General features: G+C 71.4%; 20 protein-coding genes. 11 read left to right on the top strand and 9 right to left on the bottom strand.

The window, feature by feature from the left end; all coding sequences use genetic code 11:
- Position 1: 1 nt before the first annotated feature.
- Positions 2 to 388, bottom strand: coding sequence for an SCO5389 family protein (locus tag ACWDXC_RS26805; protein ID WP_219508212.1), 387 nt, complete (start codon positions 386 to 388; stop codon positions 2 to 4).
- A gap of 86 nt (positions 389 to 474) precedes the next feature.
- Complete coding sequence (locus ACWDXC_RS26800) at positions 475 to 1413, bottom strand: ATP-binding protein (protein WP_219508213.1); 939 nt, start codon at positions 1411 to 1413, stop codon at positions 475 to 477.
- A 71-nt stretch (positions 1414 to 1484) separates the two neighbouring features.
- Between ACWDXC_RS26800 and ACWDXC_RS26795 the strand changes: the two genes are divergently transcribed.
- The 4 genes from ACWDXC_RS26795 to ACWDXC_RS26780 all read left to right on the top strand — a co-directional run bounded on the left by ACWDXC_RS26795 (position 1485) and on the right by ACWDXC_RS26780 (position 4690).
- Positions 1485 to 1964: a tetratricopeptide repeat protein gene (locus ACWDXC_RS26795; protein ID WP_449986335.1), complete on the top strand. Its 480-nt coding sequence runs from the start codon at positions 1485 to 1487 to the stop codon at positions 1962 to 1964.
- A 112-nt stretch (positions 1965 to 2076) separates the two neighbouring features.
- A complete protein-coding gene (locus tag ACWDXC_RS26790) occupies positions 2077 to 2751 on the top strand; it encodes a VC0807 family protein (protein ID WP_449986333.1) in 675 nt (224 codons plus the stop codon).
- 10 nt (positions 2752 to 2761) lie between these two features.
- Positions 2762 to 3880, top strand: coding sequence for an aromatic ring-hydroxylating oxygenase subunit alpha (locus tag ACWDXC_RS26785; protein ID WP_449986331.1), 1119 nt, complete (start codon positions 2762 to 2764; stop codon positions 3878 to 3880).
- Positions 3881 to 3967: 87 nt separating this feature from the next.
- Positions 3968 to 4690 (top strand): SAM-dependent methyltransferase, encoded by a 723-nt coding sequence (locus ACWDXC_RS26780; protein WP_449986329.1) that lies wholly within the window; start codon positions 3968 to 3970, stop codon positions 4688 to 4690.
- Here ACWDXC_RS26780 and ACWDXC_RS26775 read toward each other — a convergent pair.
- Positions 4687 to 6012 carry an LCP family protein gene (locus tag ACWDXC_RS26775; protein ID WP_449986327.1) on the bottom strand — a complete coding sequence of 442 codons (1326 nt, stop codon included), beginning with the start codon at positions 6010 to 6012 and terminating at the stop codon, positions 4687 to 4689. The genes ACWDXC_RS26780 and ACWDXC_RS26775 overlap by 4 nt on opposite strands.
- Before the next feature lie 206 nt (positions 6013 to 6218).
- On the opposite strand from ACWDXC_RS26775, the gene ACWDXC_RS26770 reads away from it, so the two are divergent.
- A complete protein-coding gene (locus ACWDXC_RS26770; protein WP_449986325.1) occupies positions 6219 to 6896 on the top strand; it encodes a class I SAM-dependent methyltransferase in 678 nt (225 codons plus the stop codon).
- Between the two features lie 43 nt (positions 6897 to 6939).
- Positions 6940 to 8379: an MFS transporter gene (locus tag ACWDXC_RS26765; protein WP_219508219.1), complete on the top strand. Its 1440-nt coding sequence runs from the start codon at positions 6940 to 6942 to the stop codon at positions 8377 to 8379.
- Here ACWDXC_RS26765 and ACWDXC_RS26760 read toward each other — a convergent pair.
- Both ACWDXC_RS26760 and ACWDXC_RS26755 read right to left on the bottom strand, forming a co-directional pair.
- The gene (locus ACWDXC_RS26760; protein ID WP_219508220.1) at positions 8306 to 8914 is read right to left on the bottom strand and encodes a thymidylate synthase family protein; all 609 of its coding nucleotides are present in this window, start codon (positions 8912 to 8914) and stop codon (positions 8306 to 8308) included. The genes ACWDXC_RS26765 and ACWDXC_RS26760 overlap by 74 nt on opposite strands.
- A 51-nt stretch (positions 8915 to 8965) precedes the next feature.
- Complete coding sequence (locus ACWDXC_RS26755) at positions 8966 to 9625, bottom strand: hypothetical protein (protein ID WP_219508221.1); 660 nt, start codon at positions 9623 to 9625, stop codon at positions 8966 to 8968.
- Positions 9626 to 9998: 373 nt separating this feature from the next.
- On the opposite strand from ACWDXC_RS26755, the gene ACWDXC_RS26750 reads away from it, so the two are divergent.
- On the top strand, positions 9999 to 10163 hold the full coding sequence (locus ACWDXC_RS26750) for a hypothetical protein (RefSeq protein ID WP_449986323.1): 165 nt from the start codon (positions 9999 to 10001) through the stop codon (positions 10161 to 10163).
- An 81-nt stretch (positions 10164 to 10244) separates the two neighbouring features.
- Positions 10245 to 11201, top strand: coding sequence for a serine hydrolase domain-containing protein (locus ACWDXC_RS26745; RefSeq protein ID WP_449986321.1), 957 nt, complete (start codon positions 10245 to 10247; stop codon positions 11199 to 11201).
- A 127-nt stretch (positions 11202 to 11328) separates the two neighbouring features.
- Here ACWDXC_RS26745 and ACWDXC_RS26740 read toward each other — a convergent pair whose 3' ends face one another.
- The gene (locus tag ACWDXC_RS26740) at positions 11329 to 12768 is read right to left on the bottom strand and encodes an ATP-binding protein (RefSeq protein ID WP_449986319.1); all 1440 of its coding nucleotides are present in this window, start codon (positions 12766 to 12768) and stop codon (positions 11329 to 11331) included.
- A gap of 43 nt (positions 12769 to 12811) precedes the next feature.
- Positions 12812 to 13693: a LysR substrate-binding domain-containing protein gene (locus ACWDXC_RS26735; RefSeq protein WP_449986317.1), complete on the bottom strand. Its 882-nt coding sequence runs from the start codon at positions 13691 to 13693 to the stop codon at positions 12812 to 12814.
- A 70-nt stretch (positions 13694 to 13763) separates the two neighbouring features.
- Between ACWDXC_RS26735 and dapA the strand changes: the two genes are divergently transcribed.
- A complete protein-coding gene (gene dapA / locus ACWDXC_RS26730; RefSeq protein WP_449986315.1) occupies positions 13764 to 14642 on the top strand; it encodes a 4-hydroxy-tetrahydrodipicolinate synthase in 879 nt (292 codons plus the stop codon).
- Here dapA and ACWDXC_RS26725 read toward each other — a convergent pair.
- Entirely contained in the window at positions 14604 to 15749 is a 1146-nt protein-coding gene (locus ACWDXC_RS26725) for an FAD-dependent oxidoreductase (protein ID WP_449986313.1), read from the bottom strand. The genes dapA and ACWDXC_RS26725 overlap by 39 nt on opposite strands.
- Positions 15750 to 15833: 84 nt before the next feature.
- Between ACWDXC_RS26725 and ACWDXC_RS26720 the strand changes: the two genes are divergently transcribed.
- On the top strand, positions 15834 to 16283 hold the full coding sequence (locus tag ACWDXC_RS26720; RefSeq protein ID WP_449986311.1) for a MarR family winged helix-turn-helix transcriptional regulator: 450 nt from the start codon (positions 15834 to 15836) through the stop codon (positions 16281 to 16283).
- Positions 16284 to 16400: 117 nt separating this feature from the next.
- A complete protein-coding gene (locus ACWDXC_RS26715; protein WP_449986309.1) occupies positions 16401 to 18635 on the top strand; it encodes an ATP-binding cassette domain-containing protein in 2235 nt (744 codons plus the stop codon).
- On the opposite strand, the gene ACWDXC_RS26710 is transcribed toward ACWDXC_RS26715, so the two are convergent.
- A complete protein-coding gene (locus tag ACWDXC_RS26710) occupies positions 18622 to 23424 on the bottom strand; it encodes a DNA repair ATPase (RefSeq protein ID WP_449986307.1) in 4803 nt (1600 codons plus the stop codon). The genes ACWDXC_RS26715 and ACWDXC_RS26710 overlap by 14 nt on opposite strands.
- Positions 23425 to 23427: the final 3 nt, after the last annotated feature.

Raw genomic sequence — 23427 nt, 5'->3', positions numbered from 1 at the left:
ATCAGCAGTCAACCAGCTCCGGCTTCTGGTTGAGGATCTGCGCCCGCGGCGTGACGAACTCGCTCAGCGCCTCGCGCGCCGCCGGGTCGAACACGGCCACGCGGTGGCAGTTCTGGAAGGCCAGCTTCATGCCGAAGTGGCGCTCCAGGGCGCCCCGCATCGCGTCGCTCGCCAGGCAGCGCAGGAGCTGCCCTCGGGCCTCCTCGTCCGGTGGCGGCACCTGGTTGTCGGCGAACTCGGCGCCGGTCCTGTCACGCTGCTCGACCAGCTCGGTGATCACCGACCAGGCGTAGGGCAGGGAGTCGCGGACGCAGGCGACGAACGCCGCGTCGTCGACGTCCCCGGCTCTGGCCTGGTCGAGGAGATCGTTCGGAACGGTCAGCGACATGCTGTCTCCTTTCGAAAGACATCAACTTGACGCTAGGTGAGCCTCCGGAAACGCTCCAGATGGCCGTAGGGCGACAGTCGTGTGGGTCAGGCGGCCGGAGGGCCGTAGACGAAGTCGGGGTCGACCTGACCGGCCAGGTCGAGGCCGGTCCTGGCATTGGCCCAGGCGCGGGCGTTGCGCAGGTGGAACTCGGCGGCCTGGCGGCCGAACCGCACCCAGTCCTTCTCCTGCTCGTCGACGTGCTTGAGCAGCACGGCGAGCGCGTCGGAGTTAGCCGGCTCCAGGTCGTCGAGGCTGAAGGCGCGGCCCTGCTCCATGGCGCGCACGGCGGAGGAGTGCTCCATCCAGGTGAGCAGGTCGTCACCCACGTGCTCGCGCAGGAAGTCGACGTCGGAGGGGCCGTGCACCTTGTTGCCGACCACGGCCAGCGGCACGTCGTAGTCGGCCGCGTAGTCGCGATACTGCCGGTAGACGCCGACTCCCTGGCGGGTCGGCTCGGCGACGAGGAACGTCAGGTCGAAGCGGGTGAACAGGCCGGAGGCGAAGGAGTCGGAGCCCGCCGTCATGTCGACCACCACGTACTCGCCGTGGCCGTCGACCAGGTGGTTGAGCAGCAGCTCGACGGCGCCGACCTTGGAGTGGTAGCAGGCCACGCCGAGGTCGTCGTCGTTGAACGGGCCGGTGGCCATCAGGCGGAAGCCCTCCGGCGTCGGGGCCGCGTAGCGGTGCTCGGCCAGGTCCTTGACGGACACCAGCCGGGAACCGCGGCCCGGCGGGGTCGTCTTGACCATCGCGTCGGCCGAGGGGATGCGCGGGTTGTCGCCGCGCAGGAAGTCCTTGATCTCCGTGAGGTGCGCGCCGAGCGGCTCCGGCGGGCTGTCGAGCCCGAGCACCAGCGACAGGTGCTGGTTGATGTCGGCGTCGACCGCCACCACCGGCGCGCCCCTGCCCGCGACGTATCTGGCGAACAGCGCCGAGATCGTGGTCTTGCCGCTGCCGCCCTTGCCGACGAACGCCACCCTCACGGGAACCTCCTGGCGATGATTATGAAAACCGTTTCCGCTCGTACGGGTGACCATCATGCCACACTCGGTGCATGCGAAACGATGATTTGGCGATGGCCGTGCGGTTGCGTGAAGAAGGCAGGAAGGAGGAGGCGAGGACGGTGCTGCTCGCCCTGTCGGAGCGGCACCCGGACGACGCCGAGGTCGCCTACCAGACGGCCTGGGTGCACGACTCGCTCGGGCTGGAGGCCGAGGCGGTGCCCCATTACGAGCGTGCGCTGGCGGGTGACGGGCTGACGCCCGGCGACCGGCTGGGAGCCTTCACCGGGCTGGGCAGCACGCTGCGGGTGCTGGGGCGGGTGGCCGAGTCGCGGGCGCTGTTCCGGCGGGCGCTGGAGGAGTTCCCGGGCGATCCGGGGCTGCGGGTGTTCGAGGCGATGGCGCTCTACAGCGCGGGGGAGTCGCGCGAGGCGGTCTCCGCGCTGCTCAAGCTGCTCGTGGAGGCCGGGCACGTGGGCCGCTACGAGCGGGCCGTCACCTACTACGCGGACAATCTGGACGAGACGGTCTAGCGCGTCAACCTAAGGATGTAGCCGGGATCAGACCCTGGGCCGATGTGACGGCAGGTGATCGCATCGTAGCGTTGAGCTGACCAATCGGGGGATCGACTCGGGGGTGACCGCGATGACCCTGACAGCCCGGCCTGCGGCGCGCACCACGTCCTGGCAGGTGTTGCTGGCCATCATGCTGGTGGTCTTCGTGGTGGTGCCCGTCGCGGCCTTCTACGGGCTGCGCGCCCTGGGAGTGAGCCCCTGGCTCGCTCTCATGGCCGGGGCCGTGGTGCCCGCGGCGGTGCTGGCGCACAAGGTGATCGCCGGCGGGCGGATCGACGGGCTCGACCGGTTCACGATCGCCACGCTGGCCCTGACCGGCGTCAGCTCGCTGTTCAGCGGCGATCCGCGGCTGCTGCTGCTCAGGGACGCGCTCACCGGCGCCGTCGCGGGCGGCTGGGCGCTGATCACCGCGATCTCGTCCCGGCCGCTCGCCCTGGAGCTCACGCTCCAGCTCGGCGCGCCGGAGCGGGAGGCCGCCTGGCGGACCTCCCCGGCCTACCGCGGCGCCATCCGCACGATCACCGCGCTGTGGGGCGCGGGGCTGCTGCTCGACGCGGCCGTCTCGGCGGTGGTGACCTTCACGGTCCCGCCGGACCTGGTGCCGCTCGTCCGGCTGTCGGGGCTGGCCTTCGTGGCCGCCGCCGTCACCGCGGGCGTCATCCACGCGCGCCGCTACCACCGGCGCCATGGCCACCGCCTGGTGATCCCCGACAGCGGCCGCATCGTGCTCGACTACCCGACCTGAGGGGGCACCCATGACGACCACCCAGCTCACCGCCGAGGTGCGACGGATCGCCGGCCTGCCGTTCGACGAGAGCGAGACGCTGCCGCCCGAGGTCTACACCTCGCCCGAGTTCCATGCCCTGGAGCTGGAGCGGATCTTCCGCAGCGACTGGCTCTGCGTCGCCCGCGCCGACCAGCTCGCCGACCCCGGCGCCTACCTGCGGCTCGACCTGCCCGGGCGGCCCCTGGTGCTCACCCGCGACGAGGACGGCACGCTGCACGCGCTCTCGCGGGTCTGCCGCCACCGGTTCATGGACATCCTGCCGCCCGAGACCACCCCGGAGCAGGGCCGGCTCAAACGCCTGACCTGCCCGTACCACACCTGGACCTACCGGCTCAACGGCGACTTCGCCGGACGGCTCGCCGGGGCGCCGCTCATGCGCGCCCCCGGCTTCGACCGCGCCGCCTGCCGCCTGGCCGCCTACCGGCTGGAGGAATGGCACGGCTTCGTCATGCTCAACCTCGACCCCGGCGCGCCGCCGCTCGCCCCCGACCTGGCCGGCCTCGACGCCGTGCTGGCCGGGTTCGACCTGGCGTCCTGGACGCACGCCGCGACCGTCCGCTGGGACGACGTGCCCGCCAACTGGAAGGTCGCCCTGGAGAACGGGTCGGAGAACTACCACCACATGGGCACCCACGCCGACACGCTCGAACCCGTCGCGCCCGCCCGCGCCACCCGCGTCGACGAGTGCGACGGCCGCTGGTTCACCATGCACACCCCCGACCCGGCCGACCCCGGCACCGGGCTGACCATCGCCGGGATCTTCCCCAACACCGTCCTGGCCCTGCAATCGGGCCTCGCGGTGTGGGCCACCTGGTGGCCGACCGGGCCGGTGACGCACGACGCGGTCTTCCATGTCCTCGTCCCGCCGGGCGCCGCCGGGCAGCCAAGCTTCCCGGCCTACCTGGACTCGCTGGTCGCCGGGCTGCGGCTGATCCAGGACGAGGACCTGGTGGCCATCCACGGCGTCCAGCGCGGGCTGTCGGCCGCCCCCGACCCGCCCGCGGGCCGCTTCTCCCACCTCGAACGCCCCCTGTGGCAGTTCCAGCGCTACCTGGCTTCCCGTCTCGCCGCCGAGGCGTCGGGGTGACGGTCGGGCCGGTCGTCCTGCGGGAAGGGGCGGGCGGCCTGCCGTCAGGGCCGCCCGGGTGAGTGGGCGCGTCTAGGGTGGGCGGTCATGGACAGGGCTCTCATCAGTCATCTGGCGCATGCCGACCATCCCGTGGCCGCGCCCATCAGCGAGGCGAACGTCGTGCGGTTGCTGCGGCGGGCGCGGGTGCCGGCCGGGGGGCGGGTGCTCGACCTGGGGTGCGGGGCGGCCTACTGGGGGCTGCGGGCGCTGGAGCTGTACGACTCGGCGACGGTGGACGGGGTGGACGTCTCCGACCACGGGTTCGAGGCGGCGCGGCGGGAGGCGGCGTCGCTGGGTGGCCGGTTGACGCTGCATCACGGGTCGGCGACCGAGTTCAGCGCGGCGGAGCCGTACGATCTCGTGCTCTGCGTGGGGGCGACGCACGCGTTCGGGGGGTTGAGCGAGACGCTGGACGTGGCGGCGGGGTTTCTGGCGCCGGGCGGGGCGGTGCTCGTGGGGGAGGGGTTCTGGGAGCAGGCGCCGAGCCCGGAGCTGGAGGCGGAAGTGGGCAGATATCCGGACCTGGCGGGCACTGTCGCGCAGGCCGAGTCCGCCGGCTATCGCACCGTGTACGCGCACGTCAGCGAGCGCACCGAGTGGTACGACTACGAGTGGTCGTGGACCGGATCGCTCCTGGAGTGGGCGCTGCGCCACCCGGGCGACGACGGCGACGCCGCCGAGGCGGCAGCGCTGGCGCACCGGAAGATGTGGCTCGACGGCTACCGTGACCGGCTGGGGTTCGTGACGATGCTGCTGCGGCGGGTCTAGCCGCAGGCGCTGTCCAGGGTCAGCGGGCGTTCGGGGCTCGGGGTGGCGTCGGACGACCGGTCGGGTGTGGCCCCGCGCGCGGTGGTCCCGTCAGGGGCGGTGTGGCCGGTGGCGATCGTGGGGCGCTCGGAGAGCACCTGCGAGACCTTGCGCCTGATCAGGTGCCAGTCCGGGTCGCCGGTGCTGATCAGGGGCGGGACGAAGCTGAGGCTCCTGATGTGGGTGTCCTTGACCTTCTGCGACAGCTCGACGAGCGCCGGGAGCACGTCCTGCGGCAGGTCGGTGGAGATGGCGCGCTTGGTGGCGGAGGCGAGGCTCTCGAAGCTGTTGAGCACGGTCACCGGGTCGGCCTGCTTGACCACGGCGTTGAGCAGGCACTTCTGGCGGCCCATGCGCACGTAGTCGTCGCTGTCGGTGCGGGAGCGGCCGTACCAGAGGGCTTCCTCGCCGCTCAGCTTGCGGGTGCCGGCGGGCAGCAGCCCTTCGCGGTGCCTGCCGTACACGATGGGCTCCTCGACGGTGACGCGGACGCCGCCCATCGCGTCGACGATCTCGGCGAAGCCCTTCATGTCGATCATGGCGTAGTAGCTGACCGGGATGCCGAGGATGCCGCTGACGGTCTCCTTCAGCAGCGCCGGGCCGCGCTTGCCGTCAGGCTGGCCGGGGACCATCTCGGGGTGGTCCTCGGCGTACTGGAAGACCTCGTTGAGCAGGCCGGGCGTGGCCGCGCCCGCGCCGGTGAAGCCGTAGGGGAACAGGTCGCGCGGCGGGCCGGCCGGCATCGGGACGTTCTGGAGGTTGCGCGGAAGGCCGAACAGGGTGGTGGCGCCGGTCGCGGTGTCGACGCTGGCCACGGTCATGCTGTCGGTGCGGACGCCGGGCCGGTTGGGCGCGGAGTCGGCGCCGATGAGCAGGAAGTTGACGCGCTGGGCGCCGTTCCACGGGTCCTGGGCGACGACGGGCGAGGAGTTGCCGGCGAACAGGGTGTGGACGACGTCGCGCGACAGGTAGGCCAGGCGGGCGGCGTACGCGGTGGGGGCCAGGACGAGCGCGCACAGGGCGATGGTCAGGCCGGCGGTGAGGCCGCGGGCGACCGCGTGCGAGGAGGTGGGCCGGACCAGCATGTACGACCAGATGATCACGGTGGTCCAGGCGACGGCGAGGACGGCGAGGGCGAGCGCGAGCACGGTGATCCAGCGCGGCTGCACGGCGAGCGACAGCAGGCGGGCGCTGAACGCGGTCAGCACCGTGAGGATGAAGCCCAGCATCAGGACATATATAGACATGAGCAGGATGCCGGTCTTGTGGCGGTGTGTTGCCATGTGTGCCACGCCCCACAGCAGGGCCGAGCCCAACGTGAGCACGATGCTCGCTCCGGGCCCGAAACCGCGTTCCTTACCTGTCATGCCTGGTCAAACCCCCGCTTCTGGCCAATCCCTCCCACGTTAGTGACGCTTTGCCGTTGTATGACCTGCCTTCAGGGAAGGGGCGTGCCAATATCCGGTCAAGAGATTCTTTGAGTTATAACGTGATTGTGCGTGGAAACTACGGGTTCGACGCGGCTTGGGCTCTGGCAGGGCTCGTCGCGGGAGGCGCGCTGCTGGCCGCCCTCGCGGCGCTCGCGTACGCCAACGACGTCCCCGAGGCGGGCGTCGCCTTCGTGTTCGGCGCCTGCTACACGCTGGCCAGCGCGGGCAGCTACTTCTACACCGCGCGGCGCGGCAGGTTCGCCGTGTGGGAGCGCGAGCTGGCGCGGCTCAAGGGCGACGAGGAGCTGCTCGACCTCGGGACGGGCCGCGGCGCCGTGCTCATGACCGCGGCCAGGCTGCTGGAGGGCGGACGGGCCACCGGCGTCGTCTGGCACGCGCGGGGCGAGGCCGCCGTACGCGCGAACGCCGAAGCCGAAGGCGTCGCCGACCGGGTCGAGGTGGTCACCGGCGACCCCGGCGAACTGCCGTGCCCCGACGAGTCGTACGACGTGGTGGTGTCGAGCCGGCCGACGCGCGAGCTGACGATCCAGGAGGCGTACCGGGTGCTGCGGCCCGGCGGGCTGCTGCTCGTCGCCGACGACAAGCACACGCAGGCGTACGAGACCACGCTGCGCGAGCTCGGCGTCACCGATGTGCGCAGGCGCGACCTGGGCGCGCGCTTCTGGTACGGCGGGCCGTGGGCCGCGACGTGGCTGCTGGAGGCGCGTAAGCCGTAACCGCCGGGTTTGCCGTTCGCCACGCGGGTATCGACGTGACCTTATGAGCGACGTGGAGATCGGCACGATCAGCACGAAAGTGCCCGCCCGGCTGGATCGGCTCCCCTGGTCGCGCTGGCACTGGATGATCGTGATCGGTCTCGGCACCGTCTGGATCCTCGACGGCCTAGAGGTCACGATCGTCGGCAACCTGTCCGCCCAGCTCGCCAAGCCGGGCAGCGGCCTGGACATCACCCAGCAGCAGGTGGCCGGCCTCGCTGCCGCGCTCTACGTGGCCGGGGCCTGCTCGGGGGCGCTGTTCTTCGGCTGGCTGACGGACAGGTTCGGCAGGAAGAAGCTGTTCATCATCACGCTGATCGTCTACCTCGTGGCGACGCTGATGACGGCGTTCTCGTTCAGCGCGTGGTGGTTCTTCCTGTTCAGGTTCCTCACCGGGTTCGGCATCGGCGGGGAGTACGCGGCCATCAACTCGGCCATCGACGAGCTCATCCCCAGCAGGCACCGGGGGCGCATCGACATCCTCATCAACGGCAGCTACTGGCTCGGCGCGGCCGGCGGCGCGCTGCTGACCGTGCCGCTGCTGAACGACCTGCCCGTCAACATCGGCTGGCGGGTGGCGTTCGGGCTCGGCGTGGTGCTGGGCCTGGCGATCCTGCTCGTACGCAGGCACGTGCCGGAGAGCCCGCGTTGGATGTTCATCCACGGGCGTGAACAGGAGGCCGAGGCGATCGTCGACGACATCGAGCGGCAGGTCGGCGGGCACCTGCCGGAGCCCGCGCAGTCGATGACGATCCACCAGCGCAAGTCGATCGGGTTCGTCCGGATCGCGCACACGATGGTGGCCCTCTACCCGAAGCGCACCGTGCTGGGGCTTTCGCTCTTCATCGGGCAGGCGTTCCTCTACAACGCGATCACCTTCGGGTACGCGCAGATCCTGTCGACGTTCTACGGCATCGACACCCATACGGGCTACTACTTCGCGGTCATCGCGGTTGGCAACTTCCTCGGGCCGCTGCTGCTCGGGCCGCTGTTCGACACCGTGGGACGGGTGCCGATGATCTCGGCCACCTACGTCGGCTCAGGGCTGCTGCTGCTCGGCACCGCGTGGCTGTTCAACGAGGGAGTGCTCACCGCCGTCACGCTGACGGCGTGCTGGTCCGTAGTGCTGTTCGTGGCCTCGGCCGGAGCCAGCTCCGCCTACCTGACGGTCAGCGAGATCTTCCCGATGGAGACCAGGGCCATGGCCATCGCGTTCTTCTTCGCCATCGGCACCGCCGCCGGAGGCATCGCCGGTCCGCTGATCTTCGCCGAGCTGGTCTCCAGCGGCGTCCCCGGCGATACGGCGCTCGCCTTCGCCATCGGCGCGACGTTGATGATCCTGGCCGGCGTGGTCGAGCTGATCTTCGGCATCAAGGCCGAACGTCGCGGCCTGGAGGACATCGCGGCCCCGCTCTCAGCGGCCTCGACAGGCAAGGACGCATGACGCGCAGCACCTGCGTGCTGTCGGCCAGATAGAGGTGCGGCACGTCCACGAACACCCGCATCGGGCCCAGCGTCAACCCCAGCTCGTGCGCCATCCCCGCCTGCACCTCGGCGAGCGGCAGGTAGTTGAGGTAGCTGGTGAAGGCGTTCTGCGAGCGGAACGTCGCCGTCATCACCAGCGCGCCCTCCCTGATCCGGAACGCCAGCCCGATCAGGCACGGCACGCAGTCGTACGGCTCGCCCGGCACCGTGAGCGAGATCCACGCGCTCTTGCTGTACGGCTTGACGCGCAGCAGATCGGCGGCCCAGCGCAACTGCCCCTTGATCCGCGCGCCATAGCTGTACTTGAACGGCGCCACCACCGTGTCCTGGCTGAACTTTCTGCCGTACAGCGCCAGCCGCTCGGCGTCACCGTAGCGCTCCACGATCGGGTCGTCCCGGCGCACCTCGGCGATCTCGAACAGCACCGACGGCCCCTCCATCACCGGGCCCCGGTCGTCGTCGGCCAGCGCGCCCTCCGTCCACACATGGCGCATCAACCAGATCCACGCCTCCCCACATGACGCCCACTCCGCAGGACCGGGCATTCAGGTCTCCAGATTCGGGAACTCGTACGGGTTACGGGGGAGCCGGCGTCGCCGCGACACGTTGCACCGCACGTAATAGACCGAGTAGTGCACCAGCGCCACCATCAGGACGCCGAACAGCAGCAGGAGCGCGTTCGGCTCCTGCCTGGCCAGGCCGGTCACGCCGACCGTCAGGTAGGCGGAGTTCACCAGCGACAGCACCATGACGTTCACGCCCGGCCACGCCAGCGGCGCGTACGTCTCGGGGAAGCGCGGGTCGACCGGCAGGTTCGGCGACCAGCCGAGGTCCGCCGCCAGGCGGGTCGCGTACAGGAGCCGGAAGTTGTTGATCGCGCGGGCTGTCCTGGCGTGCGCGTTGACCGCCTCGATCAGCCGCAGGAACGGCAGCACCGCCAGCACCCCGAACGCCACCACCAGCGCGAACAGGTACCAGGGCACGCTCTGCCAGGCGGTCAGGCTCTCCGGGTCGACGACCTTGGCGCTGGTGAGCGCGATCGCCGCCAGGAACGGTCCAGACAGCAGGCTCATCGCGAGCCTGGTCATCTTCAGGCGCTCTTCCTTGGCGGCGAGGTGGACCGCGTAGATCCCGGTGAAATCGGCCGTGGCCAACTGGAGGAACTGGGCCGGGCCGAGCCCGTCGGCCGGGGGTGGTTTCCGCATGAGCGTGCTCCCGCATTCTCCCTTAACCCCAGTATGAGCACACTCTTTGGGAAATGACGGGGATTCTTACCATTGGTACCAACAAATCGTCAGGAAGTCGCCTTTGGAGCGGTGGCCAGACCCGGCAGTGCCCCACCATGTCGCTCGTCCGCGTTGGCAAAGGGCTCGCCCGTCAGGCGCTTCGCGCCCTCACCCGCTCGGCGCGCTTCCCGGGGCCTTCGGCCCCTCGATGAGGCGAGGGCAAGCCCTCGCGCTCCGCCGCCCGTCACGCGGTCGGGTGGTGGGGGTGGTTGGGTCGATACGGGAGCGGCAGGACGACCACGCGGGGTGCGGCAGATCGCCCACAGGTACAGCGGCAGAACGACCACACACCATGCGGCAGATCGCCCACGCACGCACTCTCACCAGCGATAACCCGCCGGAAGCCAAGGAACTTGACCCTCGACGATCCGGCGGCCTCGGACGCGTCCACGCCGCCTTCCGCAGAGGCGCGCATGCCGACGCCAAGATGGCCGCGCTCTGGCGGCTCGAAGCGTGACTCCTGGGACGCCGGGCCCGCGAAATTGACTCTCACACCGTGTGATGCCCTATGCCAGGATGTGCCGAATCCTGGGAGGTCATGATGGCAATCGAAGAACGCGTCGAGGCCGTGCTGCGGGCGGGTGAGGCGCCGAACCTGCACGGGCTGGTCGTCCGGCGGCACGGTGAGGTGCTGGTGGAGCACTACGGGGCGGGGGAGGACTACCGGCTCGGCGACGCGCTCGGGCATGTGACGTTCGATGCCGCGACGCTGCACGACGTCCGGTCCGTGAGCAAGAGCGTGGTCGCCATGCTGTACGGGATCGCGTTGAAGGACGGGCTGGTGCCGGAGCCGGGGGCCGGGCTGGTGGCGCAGTTCCCGGAATATCCGGACCTGGTGGCCGATGAGTCCCGGGCGCATCTCACGATCGAGCATGCCCTGACCATGACGCTCGGCCTCGACTGGGACGAGAGCGTCCCGTACACGAGCACCGCCAACAGCGAGCTCGCCATGGAGGAGGCGCCCGACCGCTACCGCTACGTCCTGGAACGTCCCGTCGTCGAGGAGGCCGGGAAGCGGTGGTCGTACTGCGGGGGCGGCACGACACTGGTCGGCGGGATCATCGCGCGGGGCGCCGGGCGGTCGCTGGCCGAGTACGCGCGTGAGGTGCTGTTCGAGCCGCTCGGGATCGGCGCGTTCGAGTGGACGACCGGCGACGACGGGGTGCCGCTGGCCCCGGCGGGGCTGCGGCTCAGGCCGCGTGACCTGGCGACGATCGGGGAGATGGTGCTGGACGGCGGCCGCGGCATCGTGCCGGCCGAATGGCTCGACGAGATGTTGCGACCCCGCGTGGAGATCGGGGCGAACTTCGCGTACGGCTATCACTGGTACATCGACACCGGCGAACCGCGCAAGATCGGCGCGCACGGCAACGGCGGGCAGCGGCTGTTCCTGGACCCGTCGCAGGGGCTGGTGGTGGCCGTGACGGCGGGCGACTACAACGACTTCGGGCAGCCCAGCACCACAGCCGTCATGAAGGCGATCGAGCAGGACTAGGAACGGGTTCTCCGGCCGGCTCGATCGCACGGCCGAGGCCGCGGGCGTGCCGGTGCCCGCGACCTCGGCGGCCGACCAGCGGCAACGCGCACTGGGCGGGTGTCCCGGCGATCCGGCAGCGTCCCCGCTAGTGAGCCTGCCAGGCGGCCAGCAGATCGTCCGGGCCCCACTGCTCGACCGGGAGGCCGGGCTCGAAGCCGGACCTGGAAACGGCCACCCAGGCGGTCCGGCCGGTGACCCCCGGCACGGACGCGGCGCCTCGCGTCAGCTCGTCGTAGTCGTGCCGGTCGAACCGCCGTTGTTCGAGCCACTTGATGGAACCGACGAAGTGGATGTTCTTCGCCACAGGCGCCCGGTCCGCGCCGACCAGGTCGATCTCCGGATTGTTCTGGCGGTTCCACCAGCCGCCGACTTCTTCGGTGTCCGGCCACCGGTCGTTCGGCAGGGCCCTGGCCAGGGACTCGCGGATGATCGGCTCCACCGCGCGCCCCCGCCAGGCCGTCCAGGATCGCTCGATGCGGCGTAGCGCCACGTCGGGGCGTCCTCGCTCGCTGTCGACGACCGCCTTCTGCAGGAAGGACAGCCAGAACCGCAGGTAGTGGTCGGCCACCCGGTAACGCTTGTTCTTGTCCTCGGGTTTGGTGGAGAGCGGGACCTCCGCCGCCACCACCCGCTTCTCGACCAGGGTCTTGAGGATCGGAGCGAGCGTCCCGGAGGGAAGCGCGGCGTTGTTGCCGGCCTTCTCGGCGATCTTGCCGAACGTGCGCTCGCCGGCGCCGATGACCTCCAGCACCGCGCGGACGTGCGTGCCGGCGGGAAACTCGCCGAGGAGGGACAGCTGCCCTGCGGCGAGAAGAGGCGACAGCGGCGAATCGAGACTTCGGCGGAGGAAGTCGAGGCGGGACAGCCCCGGCTCCCAGGACTGGACGATCTCGGGGAACCCGCCGGTGATGAGGAGCGCGTCCACGGCGTCGGCCGCAGGCAACCCGGTCATCTCGGCGACGTCGGCAAGAGACAGCGGCCGGATCGTCATGCCGGCCGCCCGCCCGAAGAACGGGCGCCCGTACTCCTGGAGGGCTTCCATCATGGTGAGATCGCTGCCTACGAGGATCAGCAAGATCGGCTTGTCGGACAGGAAGCGGTCCCAGATCGTCTGAAGAGCGCCTTCGAACTCGTGATCCTGCTCGATCAGCCAGGGGACCTCGTCCAGGACCACGATGCAGGGTGAGTCCGCGGCCGCCGTGGCCAGCGCCCTGAGCGCGCCGTTCCAGTCCGCCGGCTCGACCCCCTGGACGAGCGCGGCTCCGGGAAGACCGGCACAAACGGCGGCCTCGACGAAATCGCGCCGCTCCGCCGCCGGGGCGCGGCCGCGGGTGGCCTGGAAGATGACGTACGGGAGCTTCGACCGGTCGCAGAACTCCTGCACGAGGCGTGACTTGCCGACCCTGCGCCGACCGCTCATGATCAGCGCGCGCCCTCGGGTCGGATGCCTGCCCTCGGCTACGCCCCGGAGCTGGTCGTCGAGGATGCGGAGATCGTGGGCACGGCCGGTGAAAGTGGTCGCCATGTCCGCCTCCGGAAAGTCGATTTCATCTTAGTAAGAAGCAATCTTACTTAGATGGATCCGACTGAACCTCGCCGATCGCCGTATGGAAGGCCGTGAGGGCGGCTCGGATGGCCGGGTGGTCGCCGTGTCCGCGTCTGAAGGCGGCCAGGGTGCGGCGGCTGAGGGGGAGCGGGGTGAGGGTGACGCCGGGCGGCGGCGACAGGGCGGCCAGGCGGGGGACCAGCGCGACGCCCGCGCCGGCGGCGGCGAAGGCGAGGACGGTGTCGAAGTCGTCGATGCAGTGCCGGACGAGGGGTTCGAAGCCGGCGGCCTGGCAGGCCCGGATGGTCATGGTGTGGCAGAGGGTGCCGGGTTTGCCGACGATCCACGGGTCGCCGGAGGCGTCGGCGATCGCGGTCCGGTTCGTCAGGTACATCGGCTCGCTGAACAGGGGCTCGGTCTCCAGCGACGTGTCGGTGACGGGCGGGACGAAGTCGTACTCGTGGACCAGCGCCACGTCCAGCTCGCCGGCGCGCAGGGCGGCGGAGACGTCGGCGGGGTCGATCTCGGAGATCATCGGGATGACGGCGGGGTGCGCGCCGGTGAGCGCGGCGAGCGCGGGCGGGAGCAGGACGCGGGCGGCGGTGGGGAAGGCGCCGATGCGCAGCGGGCCGGCGGGGCCGCCCCGGACGGCGGCGAGCGCGGCGGAGGCGCGTTCGAGCTGTTCGAGCACGGCTTGGGCGTGCTCGACGAGGAGGTGTCCGGCGGGGGTCAGCGTGACGGTGCGGCCGGTGCGGCGCAGCAGCGGCACGCCCGCCTCCCGTTCCAGGGCGCTGAGCTGCTGGGAGACGGCCGACGGGGTGAACGCGACGGCCTCGGCGACGGCGGCGATGGTGCCGCGCCGGGACAGTTCGCGTAGAAGGTGCAGCTTGCGAGGGTCGAGCATAAGTCAAGCTTACGGTGGACGTCACGAATCGTCGCTGGACCTACCGAATGCCAGGGGCCAAGCTCGAAGCATGCTGAGTGGAATCCATGTGCCGCTGATCACGCCGTTCGACGAGACGGGGGCGGTGGCGTACGACGCGGTCGAGAAGCTGGCCGGGCACGTGCTCGACCAGGGGGCGGCCGGGCTGGTGGCGCTGGGGACGACCGCCGAGGTGGCGGCGCTCGACGCCGACGAGCGGGCCGGGGTGATCGAGGTGTGCGCGCGGATCTGCGGCGAGCGCGGGGCGCCCCTGACCGTGGGCGTCACGGGCAACGACACGCGATCCGTCGTGCGGGCGCTGAGCGAGCTGCCCGAGGGGGTCGCCGCGGCGCTGGTCACGGTGCCGTACTTCCTGCGGCCGTCGGAGCGCGGGGTGATCGCGCACTTCGAGGCGCTGGCCGAAGGGACGCCGGTGCCGCTGGTGATCTACCACATTCCCTACCGGACCGGGCAGGCGGTGAGCGCGGCCACGCTGCGGCACCTGGGCGCGCACCCGATGGTCGCCGGCGTGAAGTACGCGGCCGGGGGGATCGACCAGGACGCCGTCGACCTGCTCGGCGACCTGCCCGACGGGTTCGCGGTGCTGGGCGGCGACGACGCGTTCATCTCGCCGCTGCTGGCGCTGGGCGCGGCGGGCGGCATCCTGGCCTCCGCGCACCTGGCGACCGACCGGTTCGCGGAGCTGGTCGCCGCCTGGCATGCCGGGGACGTGGCCCGGGCCAGGGCGCTCGGGCACCGGCTGGCCACGATCTCGGCCGCGCTGTTCGCCGAGCCGAACCCCACGGTCATCAAGGGCGTCCTGCACGCCCGGGGCCTCATCCCGACCCCGGACGTGCGGCTGCCGCTGCTGCCCGCGAGCGCCGCGGCCGTCTCACAGGCTGACCTGGTGGCGGTACATCCAGGCCAGTGACTCCTGGCTGGCGCTCTTCTTCAGGAAGAACGGCATCAGCGCGTCACGGAACACCCGCGCCACCGGCCCGGCCGCCTTGCTGTTGCTGATCGTCTTCGCGTACGCCACCACGCGCTCGACCCGGCCGCGCCGTTCGGCCTCGAACCGGCGGAACGCGGCCTCGTGGCCGGCCTCGTCGCGCAGGCATCGGGCCAGCACGACGGCGTCCTCGACGGCCAGCGAGGCGCCCTGGCCGGAGCTGGGCGAGGTGGCGTGCGCGGCGTCGCCGGTCAGCACGACCCTGCCCCGGTGCCAGACCGGCACGGGCGGCAGGTCGTGGATCGGCAGCATCGGCCCGATCTCCGCGCGCCGGACCAGCTCGGCCGAGAAGTTCGCGTCGTCCTTGAACGCCTCGACCAGGACCGGCCGCCAGTCGTCCGGCACGTCGCCGAGCGCGCGCGGCAGGTTCGCGAACCACCACGTCTCACCCGATTCGGCCACCGAGTAGCCGAAGAACGCCCGCTTCCCGAACACCATGTGGTAGACGCCCGGCTCGCCGGTGAAGTCCTGGTCGTGGATGATCCCGCCGCCGCTGTAGAGCCCGGCGTAGCGCGGGGCGGGCGCCTGCGGATCGAGCAGGTGCCGGGTGCGCGACCGTACGCCGTCGGCGGCGATCAGCAGATCGCCCGTCGCCCGCGTCCCGTCCTCGAACGTGGCCGTCACCTGGTCGCCGGTGTCGTCGAAGGACACCATGCGCTTGCCGTACGAGACCCGCACGCCACGGCGGGCGGCCCCGTCGCGCATGATCCGGTAGAGGTCGGAGCGCAGGATCGTGTGGCTGACCGTGCCGTCGTCCAGGGCGAGCCCGTTGGCGACCGTGCCCAGGCGCTTGCCGGTGCCGCTCCACATGACCATGGCCGGCGTGGGGATGCCGGCCGCCATGACCTCGCGGTGCACCCCCAGCGAGCGCAGCGCGTCGAGGCCGTTGGACGCCAGGTTGAGGAACGAGCCGACGCCCTGCGCGGTGTCGCCGTACGCCTCGTAGATCTCCGCCTCGATGCCCACCTCGTGCAGTGCCATCGCCAGCGCGGGGCCGCCGATGCCGCAGCCTATGACCAGAGCCTTCATCGTGATAACTTTTCGTTCGGCTGAACGAAATATATGCCGATGGAGACGCCGATGTCCAGAGATATTTCGGAACACCGAAAGAAATTGCTCGACGCCCTGTACTACGCCGGACGGGCCAACAGCAACGCCGCCGTGATGTACCACACCGCCATGGGCGAGCGGATGGGCCTGGGGATGAGCGAGGAGAAGACGCTCGACCTGCTGCAACGCCTCGGGCCGCTGACCGCGGGGGAGATCGCGCAGCACACCGGGCTGGCCCCCGCCTCGGTCAGCGGGCTCATCGACCGGCTGGAGGCCAAGTGGCTCGTCCGGCGCGTCCGCCACCCCAAGGACCGCCGGCGCGTCATCGTCGAGGTCAACTACGAGCGGATCGCCGGGTTGGGGGAGCTGTTCGAGCCGCTGGTGACCGGGCTGACCGAGCTCTACGCGGGCTACTCCGACGAGGAGCTGGAGGTGATCGTCGACTTCCTCCAGCGCGCCACCGCCATCCAGGTCGCGGCCACGGCGAAGCTGACGGAGGGGAAAGGGTCTTGACTTATCCCGATTTATCGCCTTAGATCATCGCCCTATGGGTTACTGCTTCCTGTGATGTTCGCGCCGGGCGCCCCCGCGTAGAGCCGTACCGCTCCGCCACGCGCCCGCTCTGCCGTCATGTTCGCGCGAAAAACAGGAGGTGGTGCTTCCTTGCGTACCCAACTTTCCCTCTCCCAGGTCACCAAGCGTTACGACGACCGCGTCGTGCTCGACCGCGTGTCGTTCACCGTCAAGCCCGGCGAGAAGACCGGCGTCATCGGCGAGAACGGCTCCGGCAAGTCCACGCTGCTCAAACTCCTCGCCGGAGCCGAGCGGCCCGACAACGGCGAACTCACCGTCGCCGCGCCCGGCGGCGTCGGCTACCTGCCCCAGGCGCTCGAACTGCCGCCCGGCGCCACCGTCGGTGACGCCGTCGACCACGCCCTCGCCGACCTGCGCGACCTCGAAACCCGCATGCGCGCCGCCGAGCAGACGCTCACCGAGGACACCCTGGACGCGTACGCCGCCCTCGTCGAACGCTTCGAAGCGCGCGGCGGCTACGAGGCCGACGCCCGGGTCGACGCCGCCCTGCACGGCCTCGGCCTGCCCGGGCTCCCCCGCGACCGGCCCGTCGCCACCCTCTCCGGCGGCGAACGCTCCCGGCTCGCCCTCGCCGCCACGCTCGCCTCCGCGCCCGAACTGCTGCTGCTCGACGAACCCACCAACGACCTCGACGACCAGGCCGTCGCCTGGCTCGAACAGCACCTGCGCGCGCACCGGGGCACCGTCGTGGCCATCACCCACGACCGGGTCTTCCTCGACCGGGTCACCACCAGCATCCTGGAGGTCGACCACGGCGCCGTCCGCCGCTACGGCAACGGCTACGGCGGCTACCTCGCCGCCAAGGCCGCCGAACGGGCCGCCCAGGCGCTGGCGCACGAGGAGTGGAAGGCCGAGCTCGCCCGGCACGCCGGCCTCGTCACCGCCAACGCCGGCCGGCTCGCCGCCATCCCGCGCAAGGTCGCCAAGGCCGGCATGGGCACCGGAGCCTGGCGCGCCCGCTCCCGCACCCACGGCGCCGCCGGGCGCATCCGCCAGTCCCACCAACGCGCCGCCTGGCTCCGAGCCCACCCCGTCCCCCCACCCCCGCCCCGCCTCCACTTCACCACCCCACCCCTCCTGACCACCCCCCATCCTTCGGGCCCGACAACGCCCCCCACGGCCTGGCCCCCACCCCAGGAGCCGCCTCCCTCGGACGGCACACCTTCCACGGAACCCACGCCCCCTACGGGCTGGGCGCCGCCCGTAGGGGAGGGACCCCTTCTGGAACGGACACCTCCCTCGGACGGCACGCTTCCCCTGGAGGACGCCTCCCAGGAGTGGACCCCACCCCTGGACCAGGCCCCACTCCCAGAAGGGGCGCGTTCCCGGGAAGGGGCGACGTCCTCGAAGGTGGCGCTCTCTGCGGAGGGTGCGGCCTCTGCGGGGGCTGGGGACCCTCAGGAGACGGCGGCGTCGGGGGAGGAGCTACTTCCCTCCGAGCCGGCAACGCCCCCCACGGGATGGCTCCCGGAGGGTGCCCCCCTTACGGAGGGAGCGCGTTCCCGGGAAGGGGCGACGTCCTCGAACGTGGCGCTCTCTGCGGAGGGTGCGGCCTCTTCAGGGGCTGGGGACCCTCAGGAGACGGCGGCGTCGGGGGAGGGGCTGGCCTCCTCGGAGAAGGCGCGCCTCTCGGAGGGGGTGCGCCTGGCGCAACGGCCCGCCTCGCCGGAGGCCGCAGGTGGGCCTGGGGAACGCTCCGGGCGGTCGGAGGTCGCGGTGGAGGTGAGTGACCTCGTGGTGCGGAGTCGGCTGCGGTTGGCGGGGCTGCGCGTACGCCAAAGGGAGCGGCTGCTGGTCACGGGCCCGAACGGGGCGGGCAAGAGCACGCTGATGCAGGTGCTGGCCGGAGTGCTGGCGCACGACGGGGGCACGGTGCGGCGGCCGGCCAGGGTCGGGTACCTGCGGCAGGACCAGGCCCCGGCTGCCAAGGACCTGACGCTGCTGCGGGCGTTCGCCGAAGGCCGGGCGGGTGACCTGGAGGAGCACGCGGAGACGCTGCTGGCGCTGGGCCTGTTCCGGCCGCGGGACCTGCTGCTGCGGATGGGCGAGCTGTCGTACGGGCAGCGGCGCCGGGTGGAGCTGGCCCGGCTGGTGACGAGCCCGGCGGACCTGCTGCTGCTGGACGAGCCGACGAACCACCTGTCGCCGCTGCTGGTGGAGGAGCTGGAGGAGGCGCTGGCCGGGTATGGCGGCGCGCTGGTGGTCGTGACGCATGACCGGCGGATGCGCGCCGCCTTCACGGGTTCGCGGCTGGAGCTCAGGTCTCCCTGATCGCCGAGCCGACCTCGCGGACGCGGTCGGCGAGGAGGCCGAGGGCGCCGACGGCCCGGGTCATCGGGTCGTCGCCGCTGCCGCCGAGCGCCTTGGCGCGCACGTACGCGGCTTTGATCTCGGCCCAGCGGGCGGCCTGGGCGGGGGTGAGGCGGCCGCGGAGTTCGGCGAGTTTGAGCAGGTTGGCCTCGGCGTCGGAGGTGAGGGTCTGGGCCTCGCCGAGGTAGTGGTCGTCGAGCACGGCTTCGAGCTCGTCGTCGTTCATGGCGGGGACGATGCGTTCGGCGAGCTTGTTCATGTTGCGGTAGGAGCCCTGGAGCCGGTAGGGCGGTTCGGTGCGGGCGGCGTCGGACTGGGCGGCGGAGGCAATGTAGGCGCGGTTGTTGGCCAGCACCACCTCCTGGACGCGCAGGAGCTTGCGCAGCACGCTGAGCACCTGGTCGAGCTCGGGCTTGGTGTAGGGGTGCTTGAGCTGGTCGGGGCGCACGCCCTGGTCGCCACGGGCGAGCCGGACGAGGAGTTCGACGTCGGAGCGGTCGCGGGCGGACAGGGGGGCGAGGACGGCGTTGGAGGTGAGCGCGTTGTCGATGAAGCTGAGCGCGAACAGCTCCTCGCGTCCGGAGAGCACGTCGCCGAGGTTCCACACGTCGGCCCGGTTGGCGAGCATGTCGGGGATGCGGAAGCGCTGCCCGGACTCGGTGTACGGGTTGCCGGCCATGCACACGGCGAACCGCTTGCCGCGCAGGTCGTAGGTGCGGGTGCGCCCGTTCCAGACGCCTTCGATGCGGCGTTGGGCGTCGCAGAGCGAGATGAACTTCTGGAGCAGTTCGGGCGAGGTGTGCTGGATGTCGTCCAGGTAGAGCAGGGTGTTGTTGCCCGTCTCCAGCGCGAACGAGATCTTCTCCACTTCCTGCCTGGCGGTGGCGTCGGGCGCTTCGGCGGGGTCGAGCGAGGTGACGCGGTGGCCCAGGGCGGGCCCGTTCACCTTGACGAACACGAGGCCGAGCCGGCTGGCGACGTACTCCATGAGCGTCGTCTTGCCGTAGCCGGGCGGTGAGATGAGCAGCAGGAGCCCCATCTGGTCGGTCCGTTTGCCCGCGCCCGCCGCGCCGAGCTGCTTGGCCAGGTTGTCGCCGATGAGCGGCAGGTAGACCTCGTCGAGCAGCCGGTTGCGCACGAAGGCGCTCATCACCTTGGGCTTGTACTCCTCCAGCCGGAGCCGGCGGCGTTCGGCGTCGACGAGCTCGCCGCGCCGCTTCTGGTAGGCGCGGAAGGCGGGGACGCGTTCGGTGGCGAACCGCCGGGTCCTGGCCAGCGTCTCGTCGAGGCGGATCTCCAGTGTGCGGCCGGTGATGCGGGTGTGGGCGCCGAGGAGCCCGTCGGCGGTGGCGGTGACGGCGGCGCCGGAGTCGTGCCGGGGCAGGTCGCAGAGCTGCACGGCGACGGCTTCGGTCAGCTCGGGCCCCTGGTCGAAGGCGCCGAGCCAGGCGCGGGCGAGCTGCACCCGTTCGGGCAGCGGGACGGCCTTCAGGTCCTGCTCGAACTCGCGGGTGCGGCCGGGCCCGAGCGCCTGGTGGAACCCGGCGACGAGGTCGCGCGCCGCCTTGCTGGTCACGAACCCGGCGGGCTGCCCGGCCAGCTCCTCGACCAGGTATTCGCCGGCCAGGTCGCCCGCGTCCCAGGCCCCGGCGGTCGCCAGGAAGGCGGAGATGAGCGCGCCCAGCTCGGCGGCCAGTGCCGACAGCGCCGGGGTGGGGCCGAAGACGTCGCGGGCGCGCACCAGCGACACGGCCCGGGTGGTCAATGTTTTACGTGAAACCTCGTCGATCCCGTGCGCCCAGAAGAGCTGCGCCCCGGCCCGCGCCTCGGGCGGGTAGCGCAGCAGCCCGGCGCCGTCGCGGAGCCGGACGAGCACGTCGAGGATGGCCGCGGCGTCGTGGTCGTGGACGCCGCGCTCGTACCCCTCGTCGTAGCGGTCCTGGGCGGCCTGCCGTACGAGGGCCTGGAGGTCGGCGCCCGGCACGGCGGCGTCGAGGAGTGAGGCGGCGAGGTGTTCGGCGCGGTAGACCTCCGGGGTCTCGGAGACCAGGAGCTGGTCCCAGAACGGCCGGGTGTCGGCGAACGAGGCGGGGACGGGGGCGCGGTAGTCGGTGCCGGTGATGGCGAAGTGCATCTCGGAGCCGTGCGGCACCAGCGTGAGGTCGATGGGCTGGGTGTTGACGGCGAAGCGGTGGTGGCCGAGCCGGATGGTGTCGCCGCCGTCGGCGAACAGGTCGAGCCGGTCCCGCAGTGCCCGCCCGGCCTCCTGCTGTGCCGCCTTGACCCGGCCGTCCAGCTCCTCGGCGCGTACGGCGTCGCCCAGCTCGCGCAGTTCGGCGGCGACCGAGCGGAGCTTGGTGATCATGGGGTCGGTGGCGAAGTAGGTGTTGACCTCGTCGAGCGTGCCGAGGCCGCCGAGCCGCCGGGTGACGCCGGTCAGGATGCGCTCGGCGGAGGCGAACAGCCGGTCGGCGCGCCGGGCCAGCGCGTCGAGCTGTGACTGTTTGCGGGAGGAGAACGCCTCGTAGACGTCGTCGCGCTTGGCGGCGAGCTGGGCGGCGAAGTCGTCGAACTCGCCGAAGCGCGACTCCAGGTTCTCCACCTGGATCATCAGCCGGCCGAGCTGTTCGTCGCAGCTCTCGGGGCTGTCGGCGACGGCGAGCGCGCCGGTGATGGCCTGCCCGAGCAGCGCGAACTCGGCGGCGAACGCGGCGCGGCCCTCGCTGCCGAGCAGTTCGCGCCGCCGTCCGTCGAGGACGGCCCGCGCCCGGTTGACGCCGCCGAGCACCTCGGCGATGCGGCCCAGGATGGCGGTGCGGACGGTGGCGTCGGCGATGTCGAGCGAGCCGACGACCTCGGTGACGACCTCCAGCCCTTCGGCCTGCGTCGACAGCCGGTCGGCGACGGGCTCGGCCTCGGCGGCGGTGGTGATCGCGGCGGCCTGGGCGGCCAGCTCCTCGACGGCGGCGTGGTAGCCGGTGAACGCGTCGGCGCCCTCCAGGAAAGCCACAGCGCGCCGGCCCGCCGCGTCCAGCTCGGCGCGCACCTCGGCGGCCAGCTCGTCCAGCCGGGCCAGGTCGACGTAACGCACCTCGCGCAGCGTCACCAGGTGGCCCTGGGCGCGGCGGAGGGTGGCCAGCAGCGTCACCCAGGCGTCGGCGGTCGCGGGCGTGTCACCGCGCGAGCGCCGGACGAGCTGGGTGACCTCGTCCTCGGCCTCTTCGAGGGTCCGCGCGGCCTGCCGGGTGAGCTGCTCGACGTTCTCGTACTCGTCGAGGACCTGTTCGGCGGTGGCGCGGACGTCGCCGAGCGGGCCGTCCAGGCCCTGCTCGCCGAGCCAGTGGTAGCTGTCGAAGGCACGCGTGCAGGCGGCGATCAGCGCCTCGAACGTGGCCGCCGACGGCGCCATCTCCTCGATCATCCGGGCGACCGACAGGCAGTCGGAGATGCCGCGCACCAGCTCGGCGTTGCCGATCCGCTCCAGCGGTCCGGTGCCGGCGGGCTGCGCCGCCGCGTAGGTGTCGGAGACGTACGGCGTCTGCCACACCTGCATGGGGTGGACCCGCGTCGGCTCCTCGGAGGTGGCGCGGAAGACCACCATCGTGCCGTCGTCGAACAGTGAATAGCCGTGGCACACGATGGGGTTGGCCACCTCCTTCCTGATCACGTTGTACGGCAGCAGCAGCGAGCGGCCGTCGCCCCTGGCGTGGAAGACGTAGAGCACGTCCTCGCCGTTGGGGGAGCGCACCACCCGCTCGAACTCCAGGTCGGTCACGTCGGTGTCGAACGTCTTGCTGACGCCGGTGGCCAGGTAGTAGCCGCCGGGGAAGATCAGGCCCTGGTCCTCGGGCAGCCGCTGGCATGCCTGGCCGATGCCGTCGAGCCTGGTCACGGCCTTGGTGCGGGTGTTGAAGACGAGGTGGCGCCAGGCGGTCTCCTTGTACGGCCTGATCCGCATGAGGATGAGCGGGCCGACGCGGGCGTGCTCGACGTCGGCGTCGGCCAGGCTCTGCAACTGCTCGGTGACGGGTTCGGCGTAGATGCCCTCGCCGGACTCCGTGTTGTTCTCGATCTTGATGGTGAGGTCGCCGCCGACGGTCTCGACGAACACCTCGCCCTGCACGGAGATGTGCGGGTGGCGGCCGAGGACGTGGTCGTCGCGGGTGGTGGGCGTCCACTCGAAGTCGTGGGAGGGCGGGAAGACGTGGTCCCGCTCCCCGCGGTTGTCCTGATATTTCGGGACCCCGGTGGGCGTGACCGTCCAGCGCAGCACCCGGATGTCCGCCGGCCCCGTCCTGAACACGGCCAGCAGCTTGCCCTCAACCCGCCTGAGCTGCGCCAGCCGGGTCTCCTTGTAGTAGCGGTAGAGCTCGGCGAAGTCCTTCCTGAACGCCTCGTCGTCCAGCGTCTCCAGCTTGTCCTGGTCGAAGCGGAACGCGTCCCCGTCACGGGTGAACCGGTGCACCGCGAACACGTCCGACACCGCGGTCTCCGGCTTGAGCCCGATGAACACGTTGTAGCCGAACAGCATCACCCCGCCCAGGGAGACGATGTCCCTGGGCACGCAGTTGTTCTCGGTGCGGATCCGCTCGGTGCCCAGCAGCCGCAGCTCGGCCCCACCGAACACCTCCAGCCGCTGGGCGTTGACCGACTCGGCCGCCTTCGTCAGCGCCTTGGCCTGGGCCCCGAGCCGGTTTCTGAGCACCTCGTAGGTGCCGGCCTCCAGGTCGGGCCGGACGTCCTCGGCCACGCG

This window comes from Nonomuraea sp. NPDC003214, from assembly GCF_053590035.1.
The sequence above is the reverse complement of the archived record's forward strand: the minus strand, read 5'-3'. Positions and strand labels throughout refer to the sequence as shown.

What these genes read in the sequence shown, in the direction of transcription:
- ACWDXC_RS26805 (WP_219508212.1), bottom strand. Translation starts at nt 388, where the DNA reads ATGTCGCTGACCGTTCCGAACGATCTCCTCGACCAGGCCAGAGCCGGG.
- ACWDXC_RS26795 (WP_449986335.1), top strand. Translation starts at nt 1,485, where the DNA reads ATGCGAAACGATGATTTGGCGATGGCCGTGCGGTTGCGTGAAGAAGGC.
- ACWDXC_RS26790 (WP_449986333.1), top strand. Translation starts at nt 2,077, where the DNA reads ATGACCCTGACAGCCCGGCCTGCGGCGCGCACCACGTCCTGGCAGGTG.
- ACWDXC_RS26785 (WP_449986331.1), top strand. Translation starts at nt 2,762, where the DNA reads ATGACGACCACCCAGCTCACCGCCGAGGTGCGACGGATCGCCGGCCTG.
- ACWDXC_RS26780 (WP_449986329.1), top strand. Translation starts at nt 3,968, where the DNA reads ATGGACAGGGCTCTCATCAGTCATCTGGCGCATGCCGACCATCCCGTG.
- ACWDXC_RS26775 (WP_449986327.1), bottom strand. Translation starts at nt 6,012, where the DNA reads ATGGCAACACACCGCCACAAGACCGGCATCCTGCTCATGTCTATATAT.
- ACWDXC_RS26765 (WP_219508219.1), top strand. Translation starts at nt 6,940, where the DNA reads ATGAGCGACGTGGAGATCGGCACGATCAGCACGAAAGTGCCCGCCCGG.
- ACWDXC_RS26760 (WP_219508220.1), bottom strand. Translation starts at nt 8,914, where the DNA reads ATGCGCCATGTGTGGACGGAGGGCGCGCTGGCCGACGACGACCGGGGC.
- ACWDXC_RS26755 (WP_219508221.1), bottom strand. Translation starts at nt 9,625, where the DNA reads ATGCGGAAACCACCCCCGGCCGACGGGCTCGGCCCGGCCCAGTTCCTC.
- ACWDXC_RS26750 (WP_449986323.1), top strand. Translation starts at nt 9,999, where the DNA reads ATGCGGCAGATCGCCCACGCACGCACTCTCACCAGCGATAACCCGCCG.
- ACWDXC_RS26745 (WP_449986321.1), top strand. Translation starts at nt 10,245, where the DNA reads ATGATGGCAATCGAAGAACGCGTCGAGGCCGTGCTGCGGGCGGGTGAG.
- ACWDXC_RS26740 (WP_449986319.1), bottom strand. Translation starts at nt 12,768, where the DNA reads ATGGCGACCACTTTCACCGGCCGTGCCCACGATCTCCGCATCCTCGAC.
- ACWDXC_RS26735 (WP_449986317.1), bottom strand. Translation starts at nt 13,693, where the DNA reads ATGCTCGACCCTCGCAAGCTGCACCTTCTACGCGAACTGTCCCGGCGC.
- dapA (WP_449986315.1), top strand. Translation starts at nt 13,764, where the DNA reads ATGCTGAGTGGAATCCATGTGCCGCTGATCACGCCGTTCGACGAGACG.
- ACWDXC_RS26725 (WP_449986313.1), bottom strand. Translation starts at nt 15,749, where the DNA reads ATGAAGGCTCTGGTCATAGGCTGCGGCATCGGCGGCCCCGCGCTGGCG.
- ACWDXC_RS26715 (WP_449986309.1), top strand. Translation starts at nt 16,401, where the DNA reads ATGTTCGCGCGAAAAACAGGAGGTGGTGCTTCCTTGCGTACCCAACTT.